Origin of the sequence: Halorussus sp. MSC15.2 (assembly GCF_010747475.1) — an archaeon.
Taxonomy (GTDB): Archaea; Halobacteriota; Halobacteria; order Halobacteriales; family Haladaptataceae; genus Halorussus.
Map to the genome: position 1 here is coordinate 55,415 of NZ_VSLZ01000005.1, position 18,847 is coordinate 74,261.

Consider the following 18,847-nt stretch of genomic DNA (forward strand, 5'->3'; position numbering starts at 1 on the left):
CGGTCTCAGACCTCTGCTTTCGCCGCCCGCAACTGGCCTTCGAGTTCCTCGGCCAGTTCCTCGGCGCGGGCCTCGTCGCGGGCCTCGGCGTAGATGCGGACCATCGGTTCGGTGCCGCTGGGCCGGGCCAGCACCCACGCGTCGCCGTAATCGACGCGATAGCCGTCGAGCGTCGTGGTGTCGGCCTCCGAGTTCCGGGCCTCGCGTTCGGCCGCGTCCAGCAGGGCCTCGCGCTCGGCGTCGTCGTCGTACTCGATGTTGATGCGGACGTTGTGGTAGCCGTCGTAGGGCGCGACGACCTCGCTTGCCGGGCGGTCGGCGAGGAGTTCGAGGAACTGCGCGGCGGTGTAGGCACCGTCGCGCGCGAGTCGGTAGTTCGGGAAGAAGATGCCACCGTTGCCCTCGCCGGCGACCGGGACGGACTTGCCCTGACTCTGGAGTTCGCGGATTCGGGTGATGATGTTGGTCGAACCGATGGGCGTGAGTTCGAGGTAGGCGTCCCGCTCGTCGGCCACGTCCACGAGGCGCTGGGAGACGTTGACCGCCGAGACGACCGAGTCGCCGGCGTCGAGTTTCGCGGCGGCGAGCGCCGCGAGCGTGGCGTCGCCCTCGACGTACTCGCCGTTCTCGTCGTAGAAGATGGCGCGGTCGGCGTCGCCGTCGTGGGCGATTCCCACGTCGGCGTCGGTCGCCTCCACGAGTCGGCCGAGGTCGCCGAGGTTCTCCGGGACGGGTTCGGGGTCCCGACCCGGGAAGTGGCCGTCGGGTTGGCTGTTGGCGGTGACGACTCGACAGCCAAGTTTGCGGAAGAACTCCGGGGTGGTGAGCGAACCAGCGCCGTGGCCGGGGTCCAGCGCGACCGTGAGGTCGGCGTCGGCGATTTTCTCGCGGTCCACCGCGTCGAGCAGGCCGTCGACGTACGCGCGGCGAGCGCCCTCGACGTGGCGGCTCTCGCCGGTCTCGCTCCAGCGGGCGGTGTCGAACTTCTCGGCGAGGAACTTCTGTTCGATGCGCTCTAGCTCTTCGACCGCGAGTTCCACCCCGTCGTCCCCGATTAGCTTGACGCCGTTGTACTGCGGCGGGTTGTGCGAAGCGGTTATCATCACGACGGGAGTCTCCTCGCGCTCGGCGTAGGCCTGCGCGCCCGGCGTCGGGATGATTCCGAGTCTGTCAACGTCTGCGCCGACGCTGGCGAGACCGCTGGCGGCGGCGTCCGAGAGCATCTTTCCGGTCGCGCGAGTGTCCCGAGCGACCCCCACTCGGTCGGCCCGCCACACCGTCCCCGCGGCCTTGGCGACTTTAAGTACGAACTCGGGGGTCAGCGCCTCGTTGGCGACCCCGCGAGTACCACTGGACCCGAACACTTTCATGTCCGAGGGTGAGGACCCGCGGGCAAAAGTTATTCCGGAGCGCGACGCGGTGAGGGAGTGGTTCACGGTCGGGAGATAGGCCCACCTCACCGGCGAAAATACCCCGCAATCGAGCGTGAATCGACGGTTTCCGAGGGCGGCGACCGGGAGAGTGAAATCGGTCTAACGTTTCCCGGAACGTCCGCCCGCACCCGGACCGCGCCGCCCGGGACTACCGACCGGTTCACTTCTCCGCAAACCTCGAATTACGCCGACCTCAGCAGACCCCGGGTTGCCCGACCTCCGCAAACCACGGGACGCGCCGCGAGCGCGGTCGTGCGCTCGCAAGCGGGGAGGCACGGGGCGCGGTCGCGGTGCCGTGTTGTCCGGTGCAGTTGCGGTCCGATTCGCTCAAACGGTAACTAGCCGTCCCGATAGAACGGTTCCGGTCGCGCGTTGGCGGTCGCCGCGGTCGTCAGGGGACTCGCCGAGTGGAGCGTCGGACGCAATCCGAACGTTTTCACTCCCCCGCGACGCCCGTTCGAGCATGGGCATCAGCATCGACGAGAAGCGGGTGTACGACGCCAGCGAGGGACGACGCCGGTGTACGTCGTCGGCGAGTTCGGCGTCGCCCGCGTGAACACCTCCGACGACCTCGTGGGCGAGTTCGGACTGGCCCACCAGTGTTCGGCCCGCGACGCGCGGGCGCGGACGGTCGCCTCGCGGTCGCGACCGACGAGGACGTGCTGGTCGGCGTGTTCGGCGACGGAGACGCGGACGAAAGTGAGAGTACGGGCGACGCGGAAAGCGAGAGCCAGAGCGAGGCCGACGCGGACCCGGAACCCGAACGGTTCCACGGTCTCGGCGTCGGCCCGGCCGCGGCGGTCGGATTCGTCGGGGACGGCGGACTGCTCGTCGCCAGCGACGACGGGACCGTCCTCCGCGGCGGCGAGGGCGATTGGACCGAACTCGGCGAACTGGCCGACGTGCGGGCCATCGACGGCGAGTTCGTCGCCGCGGCGTCGGGCGTCTACCGGGCGACCGGCGACGAACTGCGCCACGTCGGTCTCGAAGACGCCCGGGACGTGGCCGGGGGTGCAGTCCCGCTGGCGGCGACCGGCGAGGGTCTCTACCGACTCGGGAACGGGTGGCTGGACGAACTCGACGGCGAGTTCCGCGCGGTCAGCGCCGCCGCCGAACCTCGAACGGAGGACGCCGGGACGGAGACCGGCGGAACGGGACCGCTCGGGTGGGCACACGCCGCGGGCGAGAACGGCCTGTTCGCCCGCGAGAACGGCGAGTGGGCCGAGGCGGCGCTACCGGTCGAGGAGCGCGTGGTCGCGGTGGACCACGGCGAGGGGGCCTACGCGGTCACCGCGAACGGGACGTTCCTGCTGTCGGTCGGTGACGGGTGGCGACACCAGATACTCGGTCTCCGGGGCGTGCGTGCCGTCGCCGCGCCGTAGGCAGAGCGACAGTCGGGGTCCGAGGCCGCTCCGGCCGCGTTCGGCGACGGAAGTGAGACGGTCTCGGATTGAAAACCGATTTACCCGCCGACGTACACCCCTCGCACATGATTATCAGCGGGTCAACCTCGCAGGTCCTCGCGGCCGAACTCGCGGCCGAGTTGGACGAACCCCTCGCCAGCGTCGAGTACGACCGATTCCCGGACGGCGAACTGCTGGCGGCCGCGCCCGGGTTCGCAGAGTCCGACGACGACCGGGCCGTCGTCGTCGCTTCGACCGTCTCCGCGGAGGCCCATGTCGAACTGCTCCAGCTGCAGGACGCCGCCCGCGAGTGGGGCGCGTCGGAGGTCGTGACCGTCCTGCCGTACATGGGCTACGCCCGGCAGGACGAGGCCTTCGAGGCGGGCCACCCGGTCTCGGCCCGGGCGGTCGCCCGCGCCATCTCCTCGGGCACCGACCGCGTGCTGACGGTCAACCCCCACGAGAACGCGGTCTGTGACTTCTTCGAGGTGCCCGCCGAACCCGTGGACGCCGCCGGACGACTCGCCGACCCGCTCCCGGCCGACCTCTCGGACCCCGTCTTCCTCTCGCCCGACGAGGGCGCGCTCGACATCGCCGCGACGGTCCGGGACGCCTACGGCGCTGGCGACACCGACTACTTCGAGAAGACGCGCCACTCCGGCACCGAAGTAGAACTGACTCCGAGCGACACCGACGTGTCGGGCCGCGACGTGGTCGTGACCGACGACATCATCGCCACCGGGTCCACGATGTCCGGCGCGGTCGAGATTCTGGCGGCGAAGGGGGCCTCGCGGGTGTTCGTGACCTGCGTCCATCCGATGCTGGCGTCGAACGCGGTGACGAAGCTATCGAAGGCGGGCGTCGAGGCGATTTGCGGGACCGATACGATTGAACGACCTGTGAGCGAGGTGTCGGTCGCGCCCGCAATCGCGGAGCAGTTGTAGGAGCGCTTCGGTGGCAATTTGGGGAGATAGGGGAGGGCCGTGGTGATGGGCCAGTGGCATTCGGGTCTCGTGAGATTCGGAACGATTCGATTGCAGTCATGCTAACTCTTCGCAGTCGCCCGGAAGGTTATTCGAGACATGGGGGTCAACAACTCCTTGTTCGTAGACCGAGTAACGGAGCTATGGGCATCTCGGACAACTTGGAGGAAGTGGAACCGACGATACTCATCGGAATCGGGTTTATCCTCTTTCTAATTCCCGAGCCTGCGACCTCTACGCTCGGTATCGGGTTGATGTTGTTGGGTATCGTCTGGTGGATTCAGTGGGCGTAATCGAGGGAACAGCCGTTGCTGGATACGCACTCGGAAATGCATCGGTTGCCGGACGAACGCTCTACGCGTTTCGTGGCGGCGAGACGAGCGCCGAATCTGTGGTGCGAACGTAGCGAACTCCTCGGAAGAGTTTGGGGCATGGGAGAAATCTTATTGAGAATGACTGACGGCTCGGTAATAATGCCCTCCTCTCGGCGGACGTTCCTGACCGCGGTCGGTACGGGTCTAACGGTCGGGCTAAGTGGATGTACTGACGCGGGAAACCGACCAGTTTCTCTTTCCGTGTCGAATCTCACGCAAGAGAGTTACTCACTCTTTATCGAGATTCTCCCAGCGGATATAGAGCAGGACCTCTCTGAGAAGCAGTTGTTTGCAGAATGGATTGACGTCGGTAGAGACGACGAAGCATATACGGAGAGAGAGAACGTCTTCGACGCGGTAAAGGCGCTCGTTCGAGTGAAGAACGAGAGTGGATACATTTGCGAGTACACCTTCGTTCCCGACTGTCCCGATTCAGAAACGGGTGAACACATCGAAATCACCCTCGTCTCGGAGAACACGGCAACGGTGACACAGAACTGGTGCAGAACATAATAGTCTCCGCTGAGATATTCCAAGTAACTACCGAGAATACGAGTCGGTTAGCATACGCTCTGTATTTAGCACGCCGTTCTAGATAGCCACTCGCGGATATCTCCAAAACGGCAAGTACGCCCTCGCTTACTCGAACTTCACCCCCTCCGAGAGCCGCCGGAGCCGAAACGGCGGGACTCCGTCGGCTCCGACCCTACGCCTCGGCTTCCGCCAGCGGCGCGACGGCAATCTCCATCTCGACGCCTTCCACGTCCCACGTCTTCCGGTGGCCGTCCTCCACGTCGCCCACCTCGTCGGCGCGGACCTCGCCCTTCACGAGGTCAATGCGCTCGGCCACGAGGTCGGCCACGCGCTCGTCGTCCACGTCGAGTTCGACGCGGACGCGCTCCTCGATGTCGAGGTCCATCTGCTTGCGCATCTCCTGCACGCGTCGGATGACCTCGCGGGCGTAGCCCTCGCTCTCGATGTCCTCGGTGAGTTCGGTGTCCACGTAGACGACGCCGCGCCGGTCGCCGTCGGTGTCGAAGCCGACGCCCGTGACGCCCTCGGGCGTCTGAGTGACGAACTCGACCATCTCGTCGGTCAGGTCCACGTCCATGCCGGTCTCGGACTCGACCGCCGCTTCGAGCGCGTCGAGGCTGGGTTCCTCGACGCGGGCGGCGTTGAGCGCCTGCATGACGCGTCCGGCGTCGTCGCCGAACGCCGGGCCGAGGACGCTCATGTCGGCCTCGGCGCTGTACTGGAGTTCGCCCCAGTCGTCGCCGGGCGCGACGACCTGAATCTCGCGGGCGTTGAGGCGGTCGGCCAGCAGGTCGCGGTGGCGCTCGACGGCTTCCACCGTGCGGTCGTCGTCTGCGTTGACGACGACGCGCGTGACCGGCCAGCGGAGCTTGCGCTCGGCCTGCTGGCGGGCGTTCGACCCGGCCTCCTCGACGGCCCGCAGGAGCGCCACGTCGGTCTCCAACTGCTCGTCGGCCCAGTACTCGTCGGCCTCGGGCCAGTCGCACATGTGGACCGTGTCGTAGCCCGAGTCGCCGGTGAGGTTCTGGTAGACCTCCTCGGCGACAAACGGAGCGTAGGGCGCGAACAGCGTGGCGAGTTTCGACAGCACCTCGTAGAAGGTGGCGTACGCCGCCTGCTTGCTCGCGCTGTCGTCCTCCTCCCACATGCGCTCGCGGACCACCTGAATGTAGAACCGCGACACGTCCTCGACGACGAACTCCAGCAGGACCTCCAGCGCCTTGTCCTGTCGGAACTCCTCCCAGTGGTCGGTCATCTCGCCGACGACCGACTGGAGGCGCGCCAGCACCCACTCGTCCACGAGTTCGAGGTCCTCGTCCACCGCTTCGAGGGTCGTCTCGTCCGGGTCGAAGTCGTCGAGACGCATGTACGGCAGCGGGAACCGGAACACGTTCCAGAGGATGTTGAGGTCCCGCTGCATGTTCTGCATCTCGTCCCACGAGAACCGCATGTCGTCGCCCTGCGGGTTCTGGTGGAGGAGGAACGTGCGCATCGGGTCCGCGCCGTGGCGCTCGATGGCCTCGTCGGGCGCGACGATGTTGCCGATGGACTTCGACATCTTCCGGCCGTCCTCGGCGAGCGCCCACCCGTGCATCACGACGTCGTCGTAGGGGACTTCGCCGACGGCGGCGGTGCCCATGCCGAGTTGCGACCAGAACCACCCGCGGGTCTGGTCGTGGGCCTCCATGATGAGGTCGGCGGGCCAGAGTTCCTCGAACTGCTCTTGCTCGCTCGGGTAGTTCAGGGTACCCCACGAGGCGACCGAGGAGTCGAGCCACACGTCGAACACGTCGTCGACGCGAGTGTAGGTCGTGCCGTCCTCGGTGATGGTGAGGTCGTCTACCGTCCCCTTGTGGAGGTCCACGTCCTCGGGGTCCACGTCCTGGTCGACGCGCTCGGCCAGTTCCTCGCGAGTGCCGACGACGACCACGTCGTCCATCCCGCCGTCCCAGTTCTCCGGCGTCCAGATGGGGATGGGGATGCCCCAGTAGCGCTGGCGCGAGACGTTCCAGTCGGGCGCGTCCTCCACGAAGTCGCGGAAGCGGTTGTCCCGCGCCCATTCGGGGTGCCACTGGCTGTCCTCGACGTTGTCGAGCAGTTCGTCCTTGATGTCGGTGATGGTGATGAACCACTGGTCGGTGACTATCTGGATGATACCCGTGTCACAGCGCCAACAGTGGCCGTAACTGTGGGTCACGGTGCCCGACGAGAGCATCAGCCCCTTCGCTTCGAGGTCGGCGACGATGTCCTCGTCGGCGTCCTTGACGTACTGTCCGGCGTACTTCCCGGCGGAGTCGCCGTAGACCCCGTCGCTCCCGACCGGACAGAAGATGTCGAGACCGAGTTCCGTGCCGCGCTCGAAGTCCTCCTCACCGTGGCCCGGCGCGGAGTGGACGAGACCGGTGCGGTCCACTTCCACGTAGTCGGCGGTGTAGACCTGTAGGGCGTCCTCGCCGGTGGCGTGGTCGGGGACCTCCTCGTCGAGCGGGTGGTCGTACTCCCAACCGACCATCTCCTCGCCGGTGAACTCGTCTTCGACCTCGTAGTCGTCGTAGCGGCCCTTCTTCAGGACCTCCTCGACGCAACCGTCCGCGAGATAGAGCACTTCTTCCTCGCCGTCTCTGGTCGCGCGGACCTGCTGGTAGGTCACGTCGCCGTCCACCGCGACGAAGGTGTTGGCGGGGATGGTCCACGGGGTCGTGGTCCAGATGACGAGGTGTCCCTCGCGCTCGCGCAGGGGGAACTTGACGTAGATGGAGGGGTCCTCGACGTCCTCGTACTCGACCTCGTTGTTGGCGATGGCGGTCTCACAGCGCGGGCACTGGGAGATGGAGCGCTGGCCCTGCTCGACAAGTCCGCGCTCGTGGGCCTGCTCGAAGCCCCACCACGCGGCCTCCATGTACTCGGGGTTCACCGTCTTGTAGGGGTCGTCCCAGTCCATCCAGACGCCGAAGGACTTGAAGTCCTCCTGAAGCCCCTCCAACTGCTCCTCGGCGAACTGCTTGCACTCCTGAATGAAGTTCTCCTCGCCGAACTCCTCGATGTCCTTCTTGTTCTCGAAGCCGAGTCGCTCCTCGACTTTCGTCTCGATGGGCAGGCCGTGCATGTCGTAGCCCGGCCGGTCGGTCACGTCGTGGCCCTGCATCCGCAGGTAGCGGATGTAGGCGTCCTTCAGCGTCTTGTTCCACGTCGTGCCCATGTGGGCCGCTCCGGAGGTGTACGGCGGCCCGTCCACGAAGAAGTACGGCTCCCCGTCGGCGCGATGCTCCTTGGCCTTTCGGTAGGCGTCCACGTCGTCCCAGTAGTCGAACACCCGGTCTTCGACCTCGTGGGGTTCGTACTGGTCCGCGACTTCGCCGAACCTGCTCATACCTGTTGTGTTCTTCCCCGAAGTTAAATCGGGTTCGGTTGTGCAGTCGCGTCTGCGCGGGCAGACGCAGTGTCGATGGACTCGTGGTCCCCTCCGGGTCGCGACCTACCTCCGCCGACCGACTACTGGCCGGTACTGTCCCACTCGTCGAAGCGAGACGGTTCGCCGCGAGCGCCGCGGAGCCACCGGTAGCCGTAGGGCGAGACCGCGAACTCGTGGGTCGTCCCGTCGAGCGGTTCGTAGTCGCGGTCGGCGAACATGTCCACGAGTTGGGTGGTTTCGGGTAACTCGAACGAGACCGTCGTCTCCTCGTCGGCGAGATTGTGGACCGCCACGACGCTCCGCCCGTCCCACGTACACCGGTGGACCATCACGCCCGGCGGCGTCGTCTCCACGAGGTCGAACTCCCCCCAACCGACTTCCGGATTCTGCTTCCGGAGGTGGACGAGTCGCTGTACCCAGTTGAACAGCGAGTCCGGGTCGAACTGCTGGTCCAACACGTTCACGTTCTCGTAGCCGTACTCTCCCTCGTCCACCACCGGCGCGACGAGTTGCTCGGCGGGCGCGTCCGAGAACCCGGCGTTCACCTCGGACGACCACTGCATCGGCGTGCGCACGGCGTCGCGCCCCGCCAGCGAGAGGTCGTCGCCCATCCCGATTTCGTCGCCGTAGACGACCATCGGTGTCCCCGGTAGCGAGAACAGGAGACTGTAGGCGAGTCGGAGTTGCCGCCCGTCGTCGAGCATCGGCGCGAGTCGGCGGCGGATGCCCCGGCCGAAGATGCGCATGTTCTCCTCGGGCGCGAACGCCTCGAACACGTCCCGGCGCTCGGACTCGGTGAGGCGTTCGAGGTCCAACTCGTCGAGGTTGCGCAGGAAGTTAAGCCACTGGCCTTCGGTCGGCACCGAGGGGAGCAGTCGCAGTCCCTCGACGACGGGTTCGACGTTCTCGCGGGCGAGACCCAGAAACAGGTAGTTGTCGAGCAGGAAGTTGAACAGCAGGTTGAGTTCGTCACCGTCGCCGAAGAACTCGCCGAGTCGGCGCGGTTCCTCGTCCACCTCGCCGAGGAGGACGGCGTCGCCCTTGCGCTTGGTCACGAAGCTACGGAAGTTGCGCACGATTCCGTGCGGGTCGTCGGGTCTCGTGGATTCGAGGCCCTTCGCTTCGACCATGTGGGAGGCGGCGTCGAGGCGGAACCCGTCCACGCCAAGTCGGAGCCAGAATCCCATGATATTGCGTATCTCCTGACGCACGTCCGGGTTCGAGAGGTTCAGACCGGGTTCGTAGTCGTAGAAGCGGTGGAAGTAGTAGGCGTCGGCGACTTCGTCGTAGGTCCAGACGCTCTCCTCTTGCCCGGGGAATATCGTCTCGGCGTCGACCGACGCCGATTCGGGGTCGTCGGTCCAAGCGTAGTAGTCGCGGTACTTCGAGTCGGGGTCCTCGCGGGCCTTCTGGAACCACGGATGCTGGTCCGACGTGTGGTTGACCACGAGGTCCACGAGGACGCGGATGCCGCGGTTCTCGGCCCCGTGGAGGAACTCGGCGAAGTCGCCCAGCGTGCCGAGTCGGTCGTCGATTCCGTAGTAGTCGGCCACGTCGTAGCCGTTGTCGCGCATCGGACTCGGGAAGAACGGGAGGAGCCAGATGCAGTCTACGCCGAGTCGCGAGAGGTAGTCCAGTCGGTCCGTGAGACCGTGGAAGTCGCCGACGCCGTCGCCGTCGGAGTCGTCGAACCGTTTGACGTCGACGGCGTAGACGACGCTGTTCTTGTACCAGTGGTCGCTTCCCCCCATCGTTCGCTACGTGTACGGGACTGAGTGGTAAGTTCTCTGTGGCGGCATCGACGGCCGCCACGACTTTTATGCGACTGTCCACCGAGAGACGCGTGGGGGAATAGCATGGTCGGGAAGAAGCGATGGGCCATCGCGGAGGGGTACGTCCCCGAAACGAGCCACGGTCCGGAACCCGAGATGACCAGCCACGAGACCGTCTGCGTCCTGAACGCGACCGGCGAGGACGCGCACGTCGAGATAACTGTCTACTACACCGACGAGGACCCGGTCGGTCCCTACGAGGTGACGGTGCCCGCCGAGCGCACGAAGCACGTCCGGTTCAACGGACTCGACGACCCCGAACCAATTCCGAAGGGGACGCCGTTCGCCAGCGTCGTCGAGTCCAATGTGCCGATAGTCTGCCAGCACACCCGCCTCGACTCGCGACAGGCTGAGAACGCGCTGCTGACGACGGTTCCGTACGGGGCCGAGTAGAACGGGAGCGAACTGATGACTGACATCGGTTACCACGCCTCCCACGAGCAGTTCGCGCCCAGCGACCTCCTGGAGTACGTCAGGCGCGCCGAGGAGGCGGGGTTCACGGACGTCCTCGCGTCGGACCACTTCCACCCGTGGAGCGAGCGGCAGGGCGAGGCGGGGTTCGTCTGGTCGTGGCTGGGCGCGGCGATGGAGACCACGTCGATGACGTTCGGCACCGTGAACGCGCCGGGGTACCGCTACCACCCGACCATCGTCGCGCAGGCCGCGGCGACGCTCCGGTCGATGTACCCCGAGCGGTTCTGGCTGTCGGTCGGCAGCGGCGAGTTGCTCAACGAACACGTGACCGGCGAGAGGTGGCCGGGGAAGGACGAACGGAACGCGCGACTCGAAGCGTGCGCCGAGGTCATGCGACGGCTCTGGGACGGCGAGACGGTGACTCACCACGGGCAGGTTACAGTGGAAGACGCCCGACTCCACACCCTGCCCGACACAGCGCCGCCCCTCGTCGGCGCGGCGCTGTCGGAGCAGACCGCCCGCTGGCTCGCGGAGTGGGCCGACGGCATGGTCACGGTCGCCACGACCGACCACGAGTCGCTGCAGCGCCGCATCGAAGCGTTCCGGGAGCGAGCGCCCGACGCCCCGGTCTACCTCAAGGTCCAACTGTCCTACGCCGAGGACGAGGAGACGGCGCTGGAGGGCGCGTACGACCAGTGGCGGACGAACTGCGTGCCCGGACCTGTGACCCAGAACCTCCGCACCACCGAGCAGTACGACGCGGTGGGCGAGACGGTCACCAGAGAGGAGGTGAAGGAGAACGTCCGAGTGTCGGCCGACCTCGACCGGCACGTCGAGTGGTTGCGCGAGGACCTCGCGCTCGACGTGGAGAAGGTGTTCCTACACAACGTCAACCGGGAGCAGGAGCAGTTCGTGGACGCGTTCGGCGAGCGGGTGCTGCCGGAGTTCGAGTGAACCGCGTCGGACGGGCGACGCCGTGGAAACCGAACCGCACTCAGAGGACGTCTGGGAGTCGCCAGAGGGTCGATAGCTCGTAGGTCGGTGAGACCGCCACCTCGCGCTCGGGCCGGCGCTCGCGTCGCAGGAGCGCGGAGTCGATACCGGCGTTGTCGGCCGCCTTGACGTCTACCGGGCGGTCGCCGACGTACAGGGCGGTGTCGGCGTCGAGCGTCTCCATCGCGGTCTCGATGTTCTGCGGGTCGGGTTTGCGGCGTTCGAGTCCCGACGGCGTGAACCGACAGCCGTGGACCGTCTCGAAGCAATCCGTCAGGTCGAACTGACGCAGCAGAAACGAGAGCACGCGGGGGTGGTTGTCACTGACGATACCGAGCGAGTAGTCCAGGTCGCAAATCGCGGTGACGTCGTCGTAGTGCGAACGGACGCCGGACCGAATCTCGGACAGTTGCGCCCGAATCGCCTCCCGCGCGGCCTCCGTGCAGAAGGTGTCGCGGTCGATGTCGGCCGCCCGACAGCGGTCGGTGATGGCCGAGAGGTTCCCCCGGAAGAAGTCGGCGACGATATTCTCCGGCGGGGCGGACAGTTCGAACCGTCGCTGGACGCGCCCCATCGCGTCCGTCATGGTCTCTCGGTCGGGCATCTCCGCGATGACGCCGTCGCAATCGAACAGTACCGCGTCGTAGGTCATCGTGTCCGGATGGTCTCTCTTCGAGACGTAAAACGCTATCCGGTGGGAGGCGTTCAGGGGGTGAGCGACGCTCACGGGGTGAACGCGCCGTACCGAAACACGCAAGTATCATACATTTGAGGGCAGAGCCATGGAGAACCCCGCCGAGGCTGCGCTAGAGCGACTCGGGTTCCTGACCGCGTCACCGAATCGCGTCCGCCTGTTGCGGTCACTCTCCACGAACACGGCACCGCCGGACGCGCTGGGAGAGGATTTGGACCTCCCTCGCTCGACACTCCAGCGAAACCTCACCGCCCTCGAAGAGCAGGGATACGTCTCTCACGAGGTCACGGAGAACCGATACGAGATAACCGTTGCCGGGGAACTCGCTTTCAAAGCGGTCGAAGACGCGCTCTCGACGGTCGAACTCGCGGCGTCGCTCGGTCCGTTCTTCGAGCGTTTTCCGACCGAACTTCCCGTCGAGACGGACTCGTTACGGTCGTGTGACGTGACGGTGTCCACGACAGACACCCCGTTCGAACCGCTCTACCACGTCCGACGGAACGTGATGGACGCGACGAGCGTGAAAGGGTTCGTGCCGACGCTCAATCCGCTCTACCTCGAAACGCTCCGTGATTGTGTCCCCGAACAGTTGACCCTCGACGTCATCGCACCGCCCACCGCGTACGAATCGGCGAATCCCGATTACGACGAGACGTTCGCGACGCTCGAAGCGGCCGACGACGTGACGCTCCGCGAAGCGAGCGCGGTACCGGAGTACGCGCTCGGAATCGTCGACGAGACGGTTCTGCTCGGGGCGTTCGACGAACGGATGCGAACGCATTCGGTGCTGGAGGCACCGTCGCAACCGGAACTGCTGGAGTGGGCCGAAGCGAAGTACGACGAAGTCGAGGCGGCGTCGATACCTCGCTGAGGAACCCTCCGCAGAAGCGAGAGAGTTCCCGACGGACGGTAGCCTCAAGCTTATACGCCGCGCCGTCGAACCGCCACGATACAGCATGAGTCGAGACGACTGCATCTTCTGCCAGATAGTCGAAGGCGACATCCCGAGTCGAACCGTCTTCGAGGACGACACCGCGATGGCCTTCCTCGACGCGAATCCGCTCGCGCCGGGCCACACGCTCGTCATCCCGAAGGAACACCACGAGACGCTCGAAGAGACGCCAGAAGACGTGGCCGCCCACGTCTTCGGCGCGCTCCACCGCCTCAACACCGCGGTCGAACACGCCGTGGACGCCGACGGGACCAACGTCGCGTTCAACAACGGCGAGGCCGCCGGACAGGAAGTTCCCCACGTCCACGGCCACATCATCCCGCGGTTCGAGGGCGACGGCGGGAACCCGATTCACGCGGTCGCGGGCAAGCGCCCGGACCTCACCGAGGATGAACTGGACGAAATAGCCGAGGAGATTCACAGCCAGCGCGACTGAACGGCGCGAGTGGGACCGTCGCAGCGAACCGTCGTCCGGGGGACTCGACCGAAGCGCACTCTTTTATATCAAGCCGTAGCAACCTCGAACCAATGGCCTACTCGACTGCCGCGCTCGTCGGCGCGACCGGCGGCGCGGGCACGACCCGACTCGCCGTCGAACTCGGGGCGACGCTGGCCCGCGACGGCCGCGAAGTGGCGATTCTCGACGCCGCGTTCGCCACCGAGGGACTCGCTCGCCACGTCTCGGGCCGCATCGACGCCGACGTGACCGCGCTCCTGACCGAGGACGAAACGGTCCAAGCTGACCGACTGCCCGCGGAGGGTCTCCGAGAACACCCCGCGACCGCCGACCTCGCGGGCCGACTCGCACTCTGTCCGGCCCACGCGCCCTTCGAGCGACTGGCTCGCGCGAAAACCACCGACGCCGCCCGGCGGTTCGAGACCCTGCTCGGCGAGACCGCCTCGGCGTACGACCACGTGCTGGTGGACGCGCCGCCCGTCGCGTCGAATCAGGCCGTCGCCGCGGTTACCGCGGCCGAGTGTGTCGCGGTCGTCGCACCCGCGAGCGAGCGTGGCGTGGACGCGCTCCAGCGCGCTCGCGGCCGGGTCGCCGACGTGGGTGCGAGCGTGGACGCCGTAGTTGCCAACCGCGCCGAACCCGAGCATCCGGTCCGGAGCGCGGACGCCGCAGTTCCGGAGAGCGAAGTGCGGACCGTCGAGGGGGTTCCGGCCAGCGCCCCGGACCCGGAAACGGCCTTCGCGCCCGCGGTCGCTCACGTCGCGGAGGTCGTCTTCGACGCCGAACTAGGACTGGAGTTCGAGGAATCGGGACTACTCGACTTCGACGCCGAGGAGTTGCTGCCGGACGCGCTCTCTTGACGGCAGTCCGCGACTTCCGGAGCGACACTCCGTCGCCACTCTGACGGGGCGAGCGCGGACCGTCTCTGCCCTGTTGCCGAAAGTTCAAGGAGGAGGGAGACGGCCGTCTCTCGGGTTTGCGGCAGGCGTCCTTCTAGTCGGGACCGGCCAACATATTTTATTCACCACTATATATTAGAAATATAAGGCCTTAACCGCAGAGTTATTAATTTTTGACTGCAGCATGACGAAGGAAAACGAATCCGGGCGTGGACGTAACGAAACGGTAAACCGGCGGACGGCCCTCAAAGCACTCGGAGCGGCGGGCGCGGCCGTCACCGGAACCGGTGTCCTCGGGACCGTCTCGGCGGCGGACCCGAACCAGAAGTACATCGCGATACAGCGGGCGGCCAACGAGATTCGCGAGAAGCAGGGCCGACAGGCGATGCTCCGGTTCCTCCGGAAGCAGGGCATCGACTACGCCACCGTGCGGAAGCCGATGGCCATCGAGGGCGAGGACGGAATCTCCACCAACGAATTCAGCAACGTCGACGGCGGAAGCTATTGTGACATCTGCTTGGACTTCACGCTGTACACCAACTCCAACAACACCATCTACACCATCGACATGGAGTGGACGTACAAGCTCGAAAACAGCGACTACGGCCAGCAACCAAACGACGGGGCCGCGCTCTACTACACCGACAGCGCGTGGGACTACTACTCCAACTCCCTGAGCGAGACGACCTACACCAGTAGCAACGTCTCGACGGAGGACGACAACAACAACGACGGCGTCGCCTACTCCGTGAACGACGTGTCGGCCGGTGACGGTGACCGACTCTACTGCGGGCTGAACATCGAACCCATCGGCGACTACAGCGCCAGCGAGCGGGAGGTCTTCGGCCAGTACATGCACACGTGGACGGACGTGGAGGTCAACTCGTCGTTCGGCGTCTCGTTCCCGGCCGGAATCTCGGTGAGCTACTCGGTCGATACCAACGTGAATCAGGAGAAGACGGGAACCGAAGGAGACGGCGACACCCTGATGACCCTCGACCAGTCCGAGGCAACCCTCGACTGAGCGGAATCGCCGAGACGCTATATTTTGACCGACCGGCCGCTACATTAAAAATGATACTACCCGGTAATACGTTCGTGAGAACATGAAGCGGCGTCAACTACTCGAAGCCGCGTTAGTCGCCAGCATCGGGAGCGCAGGTTGTCTAGACCGCCTGTCGGGGACCACGCGCACCCCGGCACACACCGTTTCGGTGTACCACGTGGACCAAGCGGTCACGCGAGACGTGAACGTCGTCGTCCGGAACGACGCTGGCGAGACGCTCTTCGAGCGGTCGTACACGATGTCCGAGTCGAACGAGGCCCACGAAGACGCCACGTTTCCGGAGTCGAGCGACCCCTCCACCGTACTCGTCACTGTAGACGGGAGGGAGTTCGAGAGACAATGGCCGAACCCCGACTGTTCCGGGGACAACTGGGCCGGCGTCGAGGTGTGGATTCGCGGACCGTCGGGGTCAGCCCCCAGCGTCGAGGTGAAAGGAAACTGCCAACACGTGTACGTGGAGACGTAACCCGACGAGAGCGTCTCAAAGGAGTTCGCCAGTGCCGCTCATCGTCCCGGCCAGCGCGTCGCGTTTCGCGACCGCGGCGTCCCCGTCGCGGGCGAACGCCCCCTCCACGAGGTCGCTCGCGCCCGGAATCGGGTCGTGAGTCTCGACGAACGTCGCCAGCGCGAACTCCGTCTCGTTCGCGCCTGAAAGTTCGCGTGCCTCGGTCCGCGAGAGGTCGGCCGAGAGCCAATCACCGATAATCCGGTGGGCCTCGGTCGTCAGCGGGGAGACGCCCTCGCACCCCAGCAGGTGGAGCGTCTTGGCCGCGGTCATCGGGGCGACCCCCGCCTCGTGGGCGCTGTCGCCGACCGACCGGCCGGAAGTGTGACCTTCGACTATCACGGCCGCGGAGGCGGCGTCACAGGGTAGGTCGTCGGCGAACTCGGCGAGTCGCTCTCGGAGGTCGGCGTCGCTGGTCGCCGTGGCGTCCACCGAGGCGACGCCGCGGTCGCGCTGCTCGGTGGTGACTTCCAGACCGTCGGCGATGTCCGAGAGCGGCATGCGAGGAGATTGTCACGTCATCGACTTAAATTCGGCCGTTGAGAATCGGAATCGATAACGCCACGGTCGGCAGAGCCTACCGATTACCGGTACGTTCCTCGGCGGAGAGCGGGAGGTTTCGCACCGCTCCGGCCTTCCTTTAAATACGATATCGGGCGAAGTTTCGACTGTAATGAGCGAAGCACACGCGACGGCACGAACCTGCCCCGAATGCGACGGCCGACTGACTCCCGACAGCGACGAGACTGTCTGTACGGACTGCGGTCTCGTCGTCTCGGAGGACCGCATCGACCGCGGCCCGGAGTGGCGGTCGTTCGAGGACGACGACACCTCCGAGAAGCGCACCGGCGCGCCCCTCACCCGGTCGCGCCACGACCGCGGACTGACGACCGAAATCGGCCACGACGGCGACTTGCGGTTGACGGGGCGCAAGCGACGGCGAGTCGCGCGGATGCGCAAGCACCACGAGCGCTCCAAAATCGGGTCGAAGACGGAGCGAAATCAGGTCTACGCGTTTACCGAGATTCGGCGACTCGTGAGCGCGCTCGACCTCTCGCGGAACGTCCGGGACCGGGCCTGCGTCCTGTTCGAGTCGGCCCAGTCCGAGGACCTGCTCCGGGGGCGGTCGCTGGAGGGGTTCACGGCCGCCGCGGTGTACGCGACCTGTCGGACCGCCTCGGTCTCCCGTACGCTCGACGAAGTGCTGGAGGTGGCGCGGGCGAGACGCGGCGAACTCAAGACGGCGTACGACGCGATGAACCGCGAACTCGGACTGCCGACCGGTCCCATCGACCCGAAAGAGTACCTGCCGCGGTTCGCCAGCAGACTCGGCCTGCCGACCGACATCGAGCGCGAGGCGGCCGAACTGGTCGAACGGGGCTACGAGGAGAATCTGGTCTCTGGCCGGAACCCCGGCGGGTTCGCCGCGGCGTGTCTCTACACCGTGGCACGCGGGACGCGCCACCGGATGACCCAGAAGGAGGCCGCCGAGGTGGCCGACGTGACCGCCGTGACGCTCCGGTCGTCGTACCGGGACCTACAGGACTGACGACTGTTCTTCGGTCGCGAGACGTGTCTCTTCTGCGAGTTCGACGAAGCGCTCAGCGACGTGGCTCCCCGTCGCGAACGCCGATACCGGCGAGCAGTTGCGCTGTGCCCGGCGAACGCGTTCGTCGTCGGGAATCGGCACGACCGGCGCACCGAGCGCCCGGCGGACGCGTTCGGTCGGCGGCCGGTCGCCGGTCCGGTTGAGCGCGACGGCGGCCAGTCCCGCGTCGAGTTCGCGGGCGAGTTCACGCGTCCGGAGGGCGTCGGCCAGCGCGAACTCGCGGGGCGACGTGACGAGGACGGTCGCGTCTCCCGCGAGCAGAGGCATCCCCGCGTCGGCGGCCATCCCCGCGGGACAGTCTACGACGACGGTCTCGTAGGCGTCTTCGACCGCTTCGACCGCCGCGACGAGACCGGTCACGTCCCCGGCGCGCGCTCCGGCGAGCGTACGACCGCACGGGAGCAGGCGCACGGGACCGCCCTCGCGAACTGCTTCGAGGGGGTCGGCCCGGTCGGCCAGTACGTCGTGGAGGTCCGGGCCGCGCCGCGCGGCGAGGTCGGCCATGGCGAGGTCGGCGTCCACGACCACGGCATCGAGTTCCGCGCCGAGATTGAGCGCGACGGTGGACTTGCCGACGCCGCCTTTCCCGCCTGCGACGGCCAGTATCACGGCGACCTCCGCGAGGGCCGGTCCCGAAGACGCTCGACGCGACGAGCGACGGCCGCGAGCGCGTCCCGGTCGTCGGGCGTCGTCGCGGGGGCGCGACCGAGTCGGTCTCACCGTCGGAGCGCGCTTCGACGGCCGAGAGCCACACTTCGACCGCGTCGGGTATCGGCGGTTGCGAAGTCGGCGACTCACGCTCGGGGTTCGACTCCGCGGCGGGAACGGCGTCGGCGGGCGGTCGGGGGTCTCCGAGCGCACGGACGACGCCCTCGGGAGTCGCGTCGTCCCCGAAGGTGTCGGGGTCGGCCTCGCACTCGGATTCTCCGGCGCGTTCGGTCCAGACGAGTTCGGCCGGAGGACGACTTTCGGACGGTGGTTCGGCCTCGGTCGAGGATTCGAGTTCGACCGCGGACTCGGCGGACGCGGGACTCGCGTATCCCAGCGCCCGCCGGTCCTCGGCCGCGACGACGCCCTCGAACCCGCCGTCGTCCCACCCCGCGGCGGGAACGCCTTCGCGGCGGGGTGGCCAGACCGGACCGTCGAGGCGGTTCCCGACCCTGACACGGCGGGCGGTGGCCGACGGGTTCCGGACGACGAGTTCCACGAGCGTGACTCCGGCGTGCGACTCGGCGCGGCAGTCGAGTTCGACCATGGCCGGGGTTCGTCGCGTCCTCGGTGATAAAG

The 18,847-nt window shown here is 66.7% G+C and carries 19 protein-coding genes; 13 read left to right on the forward strand and 6 right to left on the reverse strand.

Annotated elements, in window-relative coordinates; all coding sequences use genetic code 11:
- Positions 1-5 precede the first annotated feature (5 nt).
- Complete coding sequence (gene glmM / locus FXF75_RS17135) at positions 6-1,370, reverse strand: phosphoglucosamine mutase (RefSeq protein ID WP_163523070.1); 1,365 nt, start codon at positions 1,368-1,370, stop codon at positions 6-8.
- Positions 1,371-2,032: 662 nt separating this feature from the next.
- On the opposite strand from glmM, the gene FXF75_RS17140 reads away from it, so the two are divergent.
- From FXF75_RS17140 to FXF75_RS17150, 4 genes are all read left to right on the forward strand, one after another.
- Complete coding sequence (locus FXF75_RS17140) at positions 2,033-2,815, forward strand: hypothetical protein (RefSeq protein WP_240334754.1); 783 nt, start codon at positions 2,033-2,035, stop codon at positions 2,813-2,815.
- 107 nt (positions 2,816-2,922) lie between these two features.
- On the forward strand, positions 2,923-3,780 hold the full coding sequence (locus FXF75_RS17145; protein WP_163523071.1) for a ribose-phosphate diphosphokinase: 858 nt from the start codon (positions 2,923-2,925) through the stop codon (positions 3,778-3,780).
- Positions 3,781-3,962: 182 nt separating this feature from the next.
- Positions 3,963-4,112, forward strand: coding sequence for a hypothetical protein (locus FXF75_RS22220; RefSeq protein WP_205427800.1), 150 nt, complete (start codon positions 3,963-3,965; stop codon positions 4,110-4,112).
- A gap of 159 nt (positions 4,113-4,271) precedes the next feature.
- Positions 4,272-4,706, forward strand: coding sequence for a hypothetical protein (locus FXF75_RS17150; protein ID WP_163523072.1), 435 nt, complete (start codon positions 4,272-4,274; stop codon positions 4,704-4,706).
- Between the two features lie 193 nt (positions 4,707-4,899).
- On the opposite strand, the gene ileS is transcribed toward FXF75_RS17150, so the two are convergent.
- Positions 4,900-8,097 (reverse strand): isoleucine--tRNA ligase, encoded by a 3,198-nt coding sequence (gene ileS / locus FXF75_RS17155; protein WP_163523073.1) that lies wholly within the window; start codon positions 8,095-8,097, stop codon positions 4,900-4,902.
- A 122-nt stretch (positions 8,098-8,219) separates the two neighbouring features.
- On the reverse strand, positions 8,220-9,890 hold the full coding sequence (locus FXF75_RS17160) for an alpha-amylase family protein (protein WP_163523074.1): 1,671 nt from the start codon (positions 9,888-9,890) through the stop codon (positions 8,220-8,222).
- A 105-nt stretch (positions 9,891-9,995) separates the two neighbouring features.
- Between FXF75_RS17160 and FXF75_RS17165 the strand changes: the two genes are divergently transcribed.
- Both FXF75_RS17165 and FXF75_RS17170 read left to right on the forward strand, forming a co-directional pair.
- Complete coding sequence (locus FXF75_RS17165) at positions 9,996-10,364, forward strand: sensory rhodopsin transducer (RefSeq protein ID WP_163523075.1); 369 nt, start codon at positions 9,996-9,998, stop codon at positions 10,362-10,364.
- Between the two features lie 15 nt (positions 10,365-10,379).
- Entirely contained in the window at positions 10,380-11,339 is a 960-nt protein-coding gene (locus tag FXF75_RS17170; protein ID WP_163523076.1) for a TIGR03885 family FMN-dependent LLM class oxidoreductase, read from the forward strand.
- A 40-nt stretch (positions 11,340-11,379) separates the two neighbouring features.
- Here FXF75_RS17170 and FXF75_RS17175 read toward each other — a convergent pair whose 3' ends face one another.
- The gene (locus FXF75_RS17175) at positions 11,380-12,030 is read right to left on the reverse strand and encodes an HAD family hydrolase (protein WP_163523077.1); all 651 of its coding nucleotides are present in this window, start codon (positions 12,028-12,030) and stop codon (positions 11,380-11,382) included.
- Positions 12,031-12,160: 130 nt separating this feature from the next.
- Between FXF75_RS17175 and FXF75_RS17180 the strand changes: the two genes are divergently transcribed.
- The 5 genes from FXF75_RS17180 (at position 12,161) to FXF75_RS17200 (ending at position 15,912) form a co-directional block, all read left to right on the forward strand.
- Positions 12,161-12,943, forward strand: a complete 783-nt coding sequence (locus FXF75_RS17180; RefSeq protein ID WP_163523078.1) for a winged helix-turn-helix domain-containing protein — start codon at positions 12,161-12,163, stop codon at positions 12,941-12,943.
- An 85-nt stretch (positions 12,944-13,028) separates the two neighbouring features.
- Positions 13,029-13,460, forward strand: a complete 432-nt coding sequence (locus tag FXF75_RS17185; RefSeq protein ID WP_163523079.1) for an HIT family protein — start codon at positions 13,029-13,031, stop codon at positions 13,458-13,460.
- A 92-nt stretch (positions 13,461-13,552) separates the two neighbouring features.
- Positions 13,553-14,341 (forward strand): AAA family ATPase, encoded by a 789-nt coding sequence (locus FXF75_RS17190; RefSeq protein WP_163523080.1) that lies wholly within the window; start codon positions 13,553-13,555, stop codon positions 14,339-14,341.
- Positions 14,342-14,564: 223 nt separating this feature from the next.
- Complete coding sequence (locus FXF75_RS17195; protein ID WP_163523081.1) at positions 14,565-15,404, forward strand: hypothetical protein; 840 nt, start codon at positions 14,565-14,567, stop codon at positions 15,402-15,404.
- An 82-nt stretch (positions 15,405-15,486) separates the two neighbouring features.
- Positions 15,487-15,912: a hypothetical protein gene (locus tag FXF75_RS17200; RefSeq protein WP_163523082.1), complete on the forward strand. Its 426-nt coding sequence runs from the start codon at positions 15,487-15,489 to the stop codon at positions 15,910-15,912.
- Positions 15,913-15,927: 15 nt separating this feature from the next.
- Here the strand turns inward: FXF75_RS17200 and FXF75_RS17205 are convergent, their stop codons facing one another.
- Positions 15,928-16,452, reverse strand: a complete 525-nt coding sequence (locus tag FXF75_RS17205; protein ID WP_163523083.1) for a hypothetical protein — start codon at positions 16,450-16,452, stop codon at positions 15,928-15,930.
- 172 nt (positions 16,453-16,624) lie between these two features.
- Here FXF75_RS17205 and FXF75_RS17210 point away from each other — a divergent pair, with 172 nt between their 5' ends.
- Positions 16,625-17,500: a transcription initiation factor IIB family protein gene (locus FXF75_RS17210; protein WP_163523084.1), complete on the forward strand. Its 876-nt coding sequence runs from the start codon at positions 16,625-16,627 to the stop codon at positions 17,498-17,500.
- Here FXF75_RS17210 and FXF75_RS17215 read toward each other — a convergent pair.
- Positions 17,489-18,169 carry an AAA family ATPase gene (locus FXF75_RS17215; RefSeq protein ID WP_163523085.1) on the reverse strand — a complete coding sequence of 227 codons (681 nt, stop codon included), beginning with the start codon at positions 18,167-18,169 and terminating at the stop codon, positions 17,489-17,491. The genes FXF75_RS17210 and FXF75_RS17215 overlap by 12 nt on opposite strands.
- Between FXF75_RS17215 and FXF75_RS17220 the strand changes: the two genes are divergently transcribed.
- A complete protein-coding gene (locus FXF75_RS17220; protein ID WP_163523086.1) occupies positions 18,129-18,842 on the forward strand; it encodes a hypothetical protein in 714 nt (237 codons plus the stop codon). The genes FXF75_RS17215 and FXF75_RS17220 overlap by 41 nt on opposite strands.
- The last annotated feature ends 5 nt before the right edge of the window (positions 18,843-18,847 follow it).

Coding starts and splice junctions, on each gene's coding strand:
- FXF75_RS17185 (WP_163523079.1), top strand. CDS start 13,029: ATGAGTCGAGACGACTGCATCTTCTGCCAGATAGTCGAAGGCGACATC.
- FXF75_RS17200 (WP_163523082.1), top strand. CDS start 15,487: ATGAAGCGGCGTCAACTACTCGAAGCCGCGTTAGTCGCCAGCATCGGG.
- FXF75_RS17205 (WP_163523083.1), bottom strand. CDS start 16,452: ATGCCGCTCTCGGACATCGCCGACGGTCTGGAAGTCACCACCGAGCAG.
- FXF75_RS17165 (WP_163523075.1), top strand. CDS start 9,996: ATGGTCGGGAAGAAGCGATGGGCCATCGCGGAGGGGTACGTCCCCGAA.
- FXF75_RS17160 (WP_163523074.1), bottom strand. CDS start 9,890: ATGGGGGGAAGCGACCACTGGTACAAGAACAGCGTCGTCTACGCCGTC.
- glmM (WP_163523070.1), bottom strand. CDS start 1,370: ATGAAAGTGTTCGGGTCCAGTGGTACTCGCGGGGTCGCCAACGAGGCG.
- FXF75_RS17180 (WP_163523078.1), top strand. CDS start 12,161: ATGGAGAACCCCGCCGAGGCTGCGCTAGAGCGACTCGGGTTCCTGACC.
- FXF75_RS17210 (WP_163523084.1), top strand. CDS start 16,625: ATGAGCGAAGCACACGCGACGGCACGAACCTGCCCCGAATGCGACGGC.
- FXF75_RS17175 (WP_163523077.1), bottom strand. CDS start 12,030: ATGACCTACGACGCGGTACTGTTCGATTGCGACGGCGTCATCGCGGAG.
- ileS (WP_163523073.1), bottom strand. CDS start 8,097: ATGAGCAGGTTCGGCGAAGTCGCGGACCAGTACGAACCCCACGAGGTC.
- FXF75_RS17190 (WP_163523080.1), top strand. CDS start 13,553: ATGGCCTACTCGACTGCCGCGCTCGTCGGCGCGACCGGCGGCGCGGGC.
- FXF75_RS17145 (WP_163523071.1), top strand. CDS start 2,923: ATGATTATCAGCGGGTCAACCTCGCAGGTCCTCGCGGCCGAACTCGCG.
- FXF75_RS17150 (WP_163523072.1), top strand. CDS start 4,272: ATGACTGACGGCTCGGTAATAATGCCCTCCTCTCGGCGGACGTTCCTG.
- FXF75_RS17170 (WP_163523076.1), top strand. CDS start 10,380: ATGACTGACATCGGTTACCACGCCTCCCACGAGCAGTTCGCGCCCAGC.
- FXF75_RS22220 (WP_205427800.1), top strand. CDS start 3,963: ATGGGCATCTCGGACAACTTGGAGGAAGTGGAACCGACGATACTCATC.
- FXF75_RS17195 (WP_163523081.1), top strand. CDS start 14,565: ATGACGAAGGAAAACGAATCCGGGCGTGGACGTAACGAAACGGTAAAC.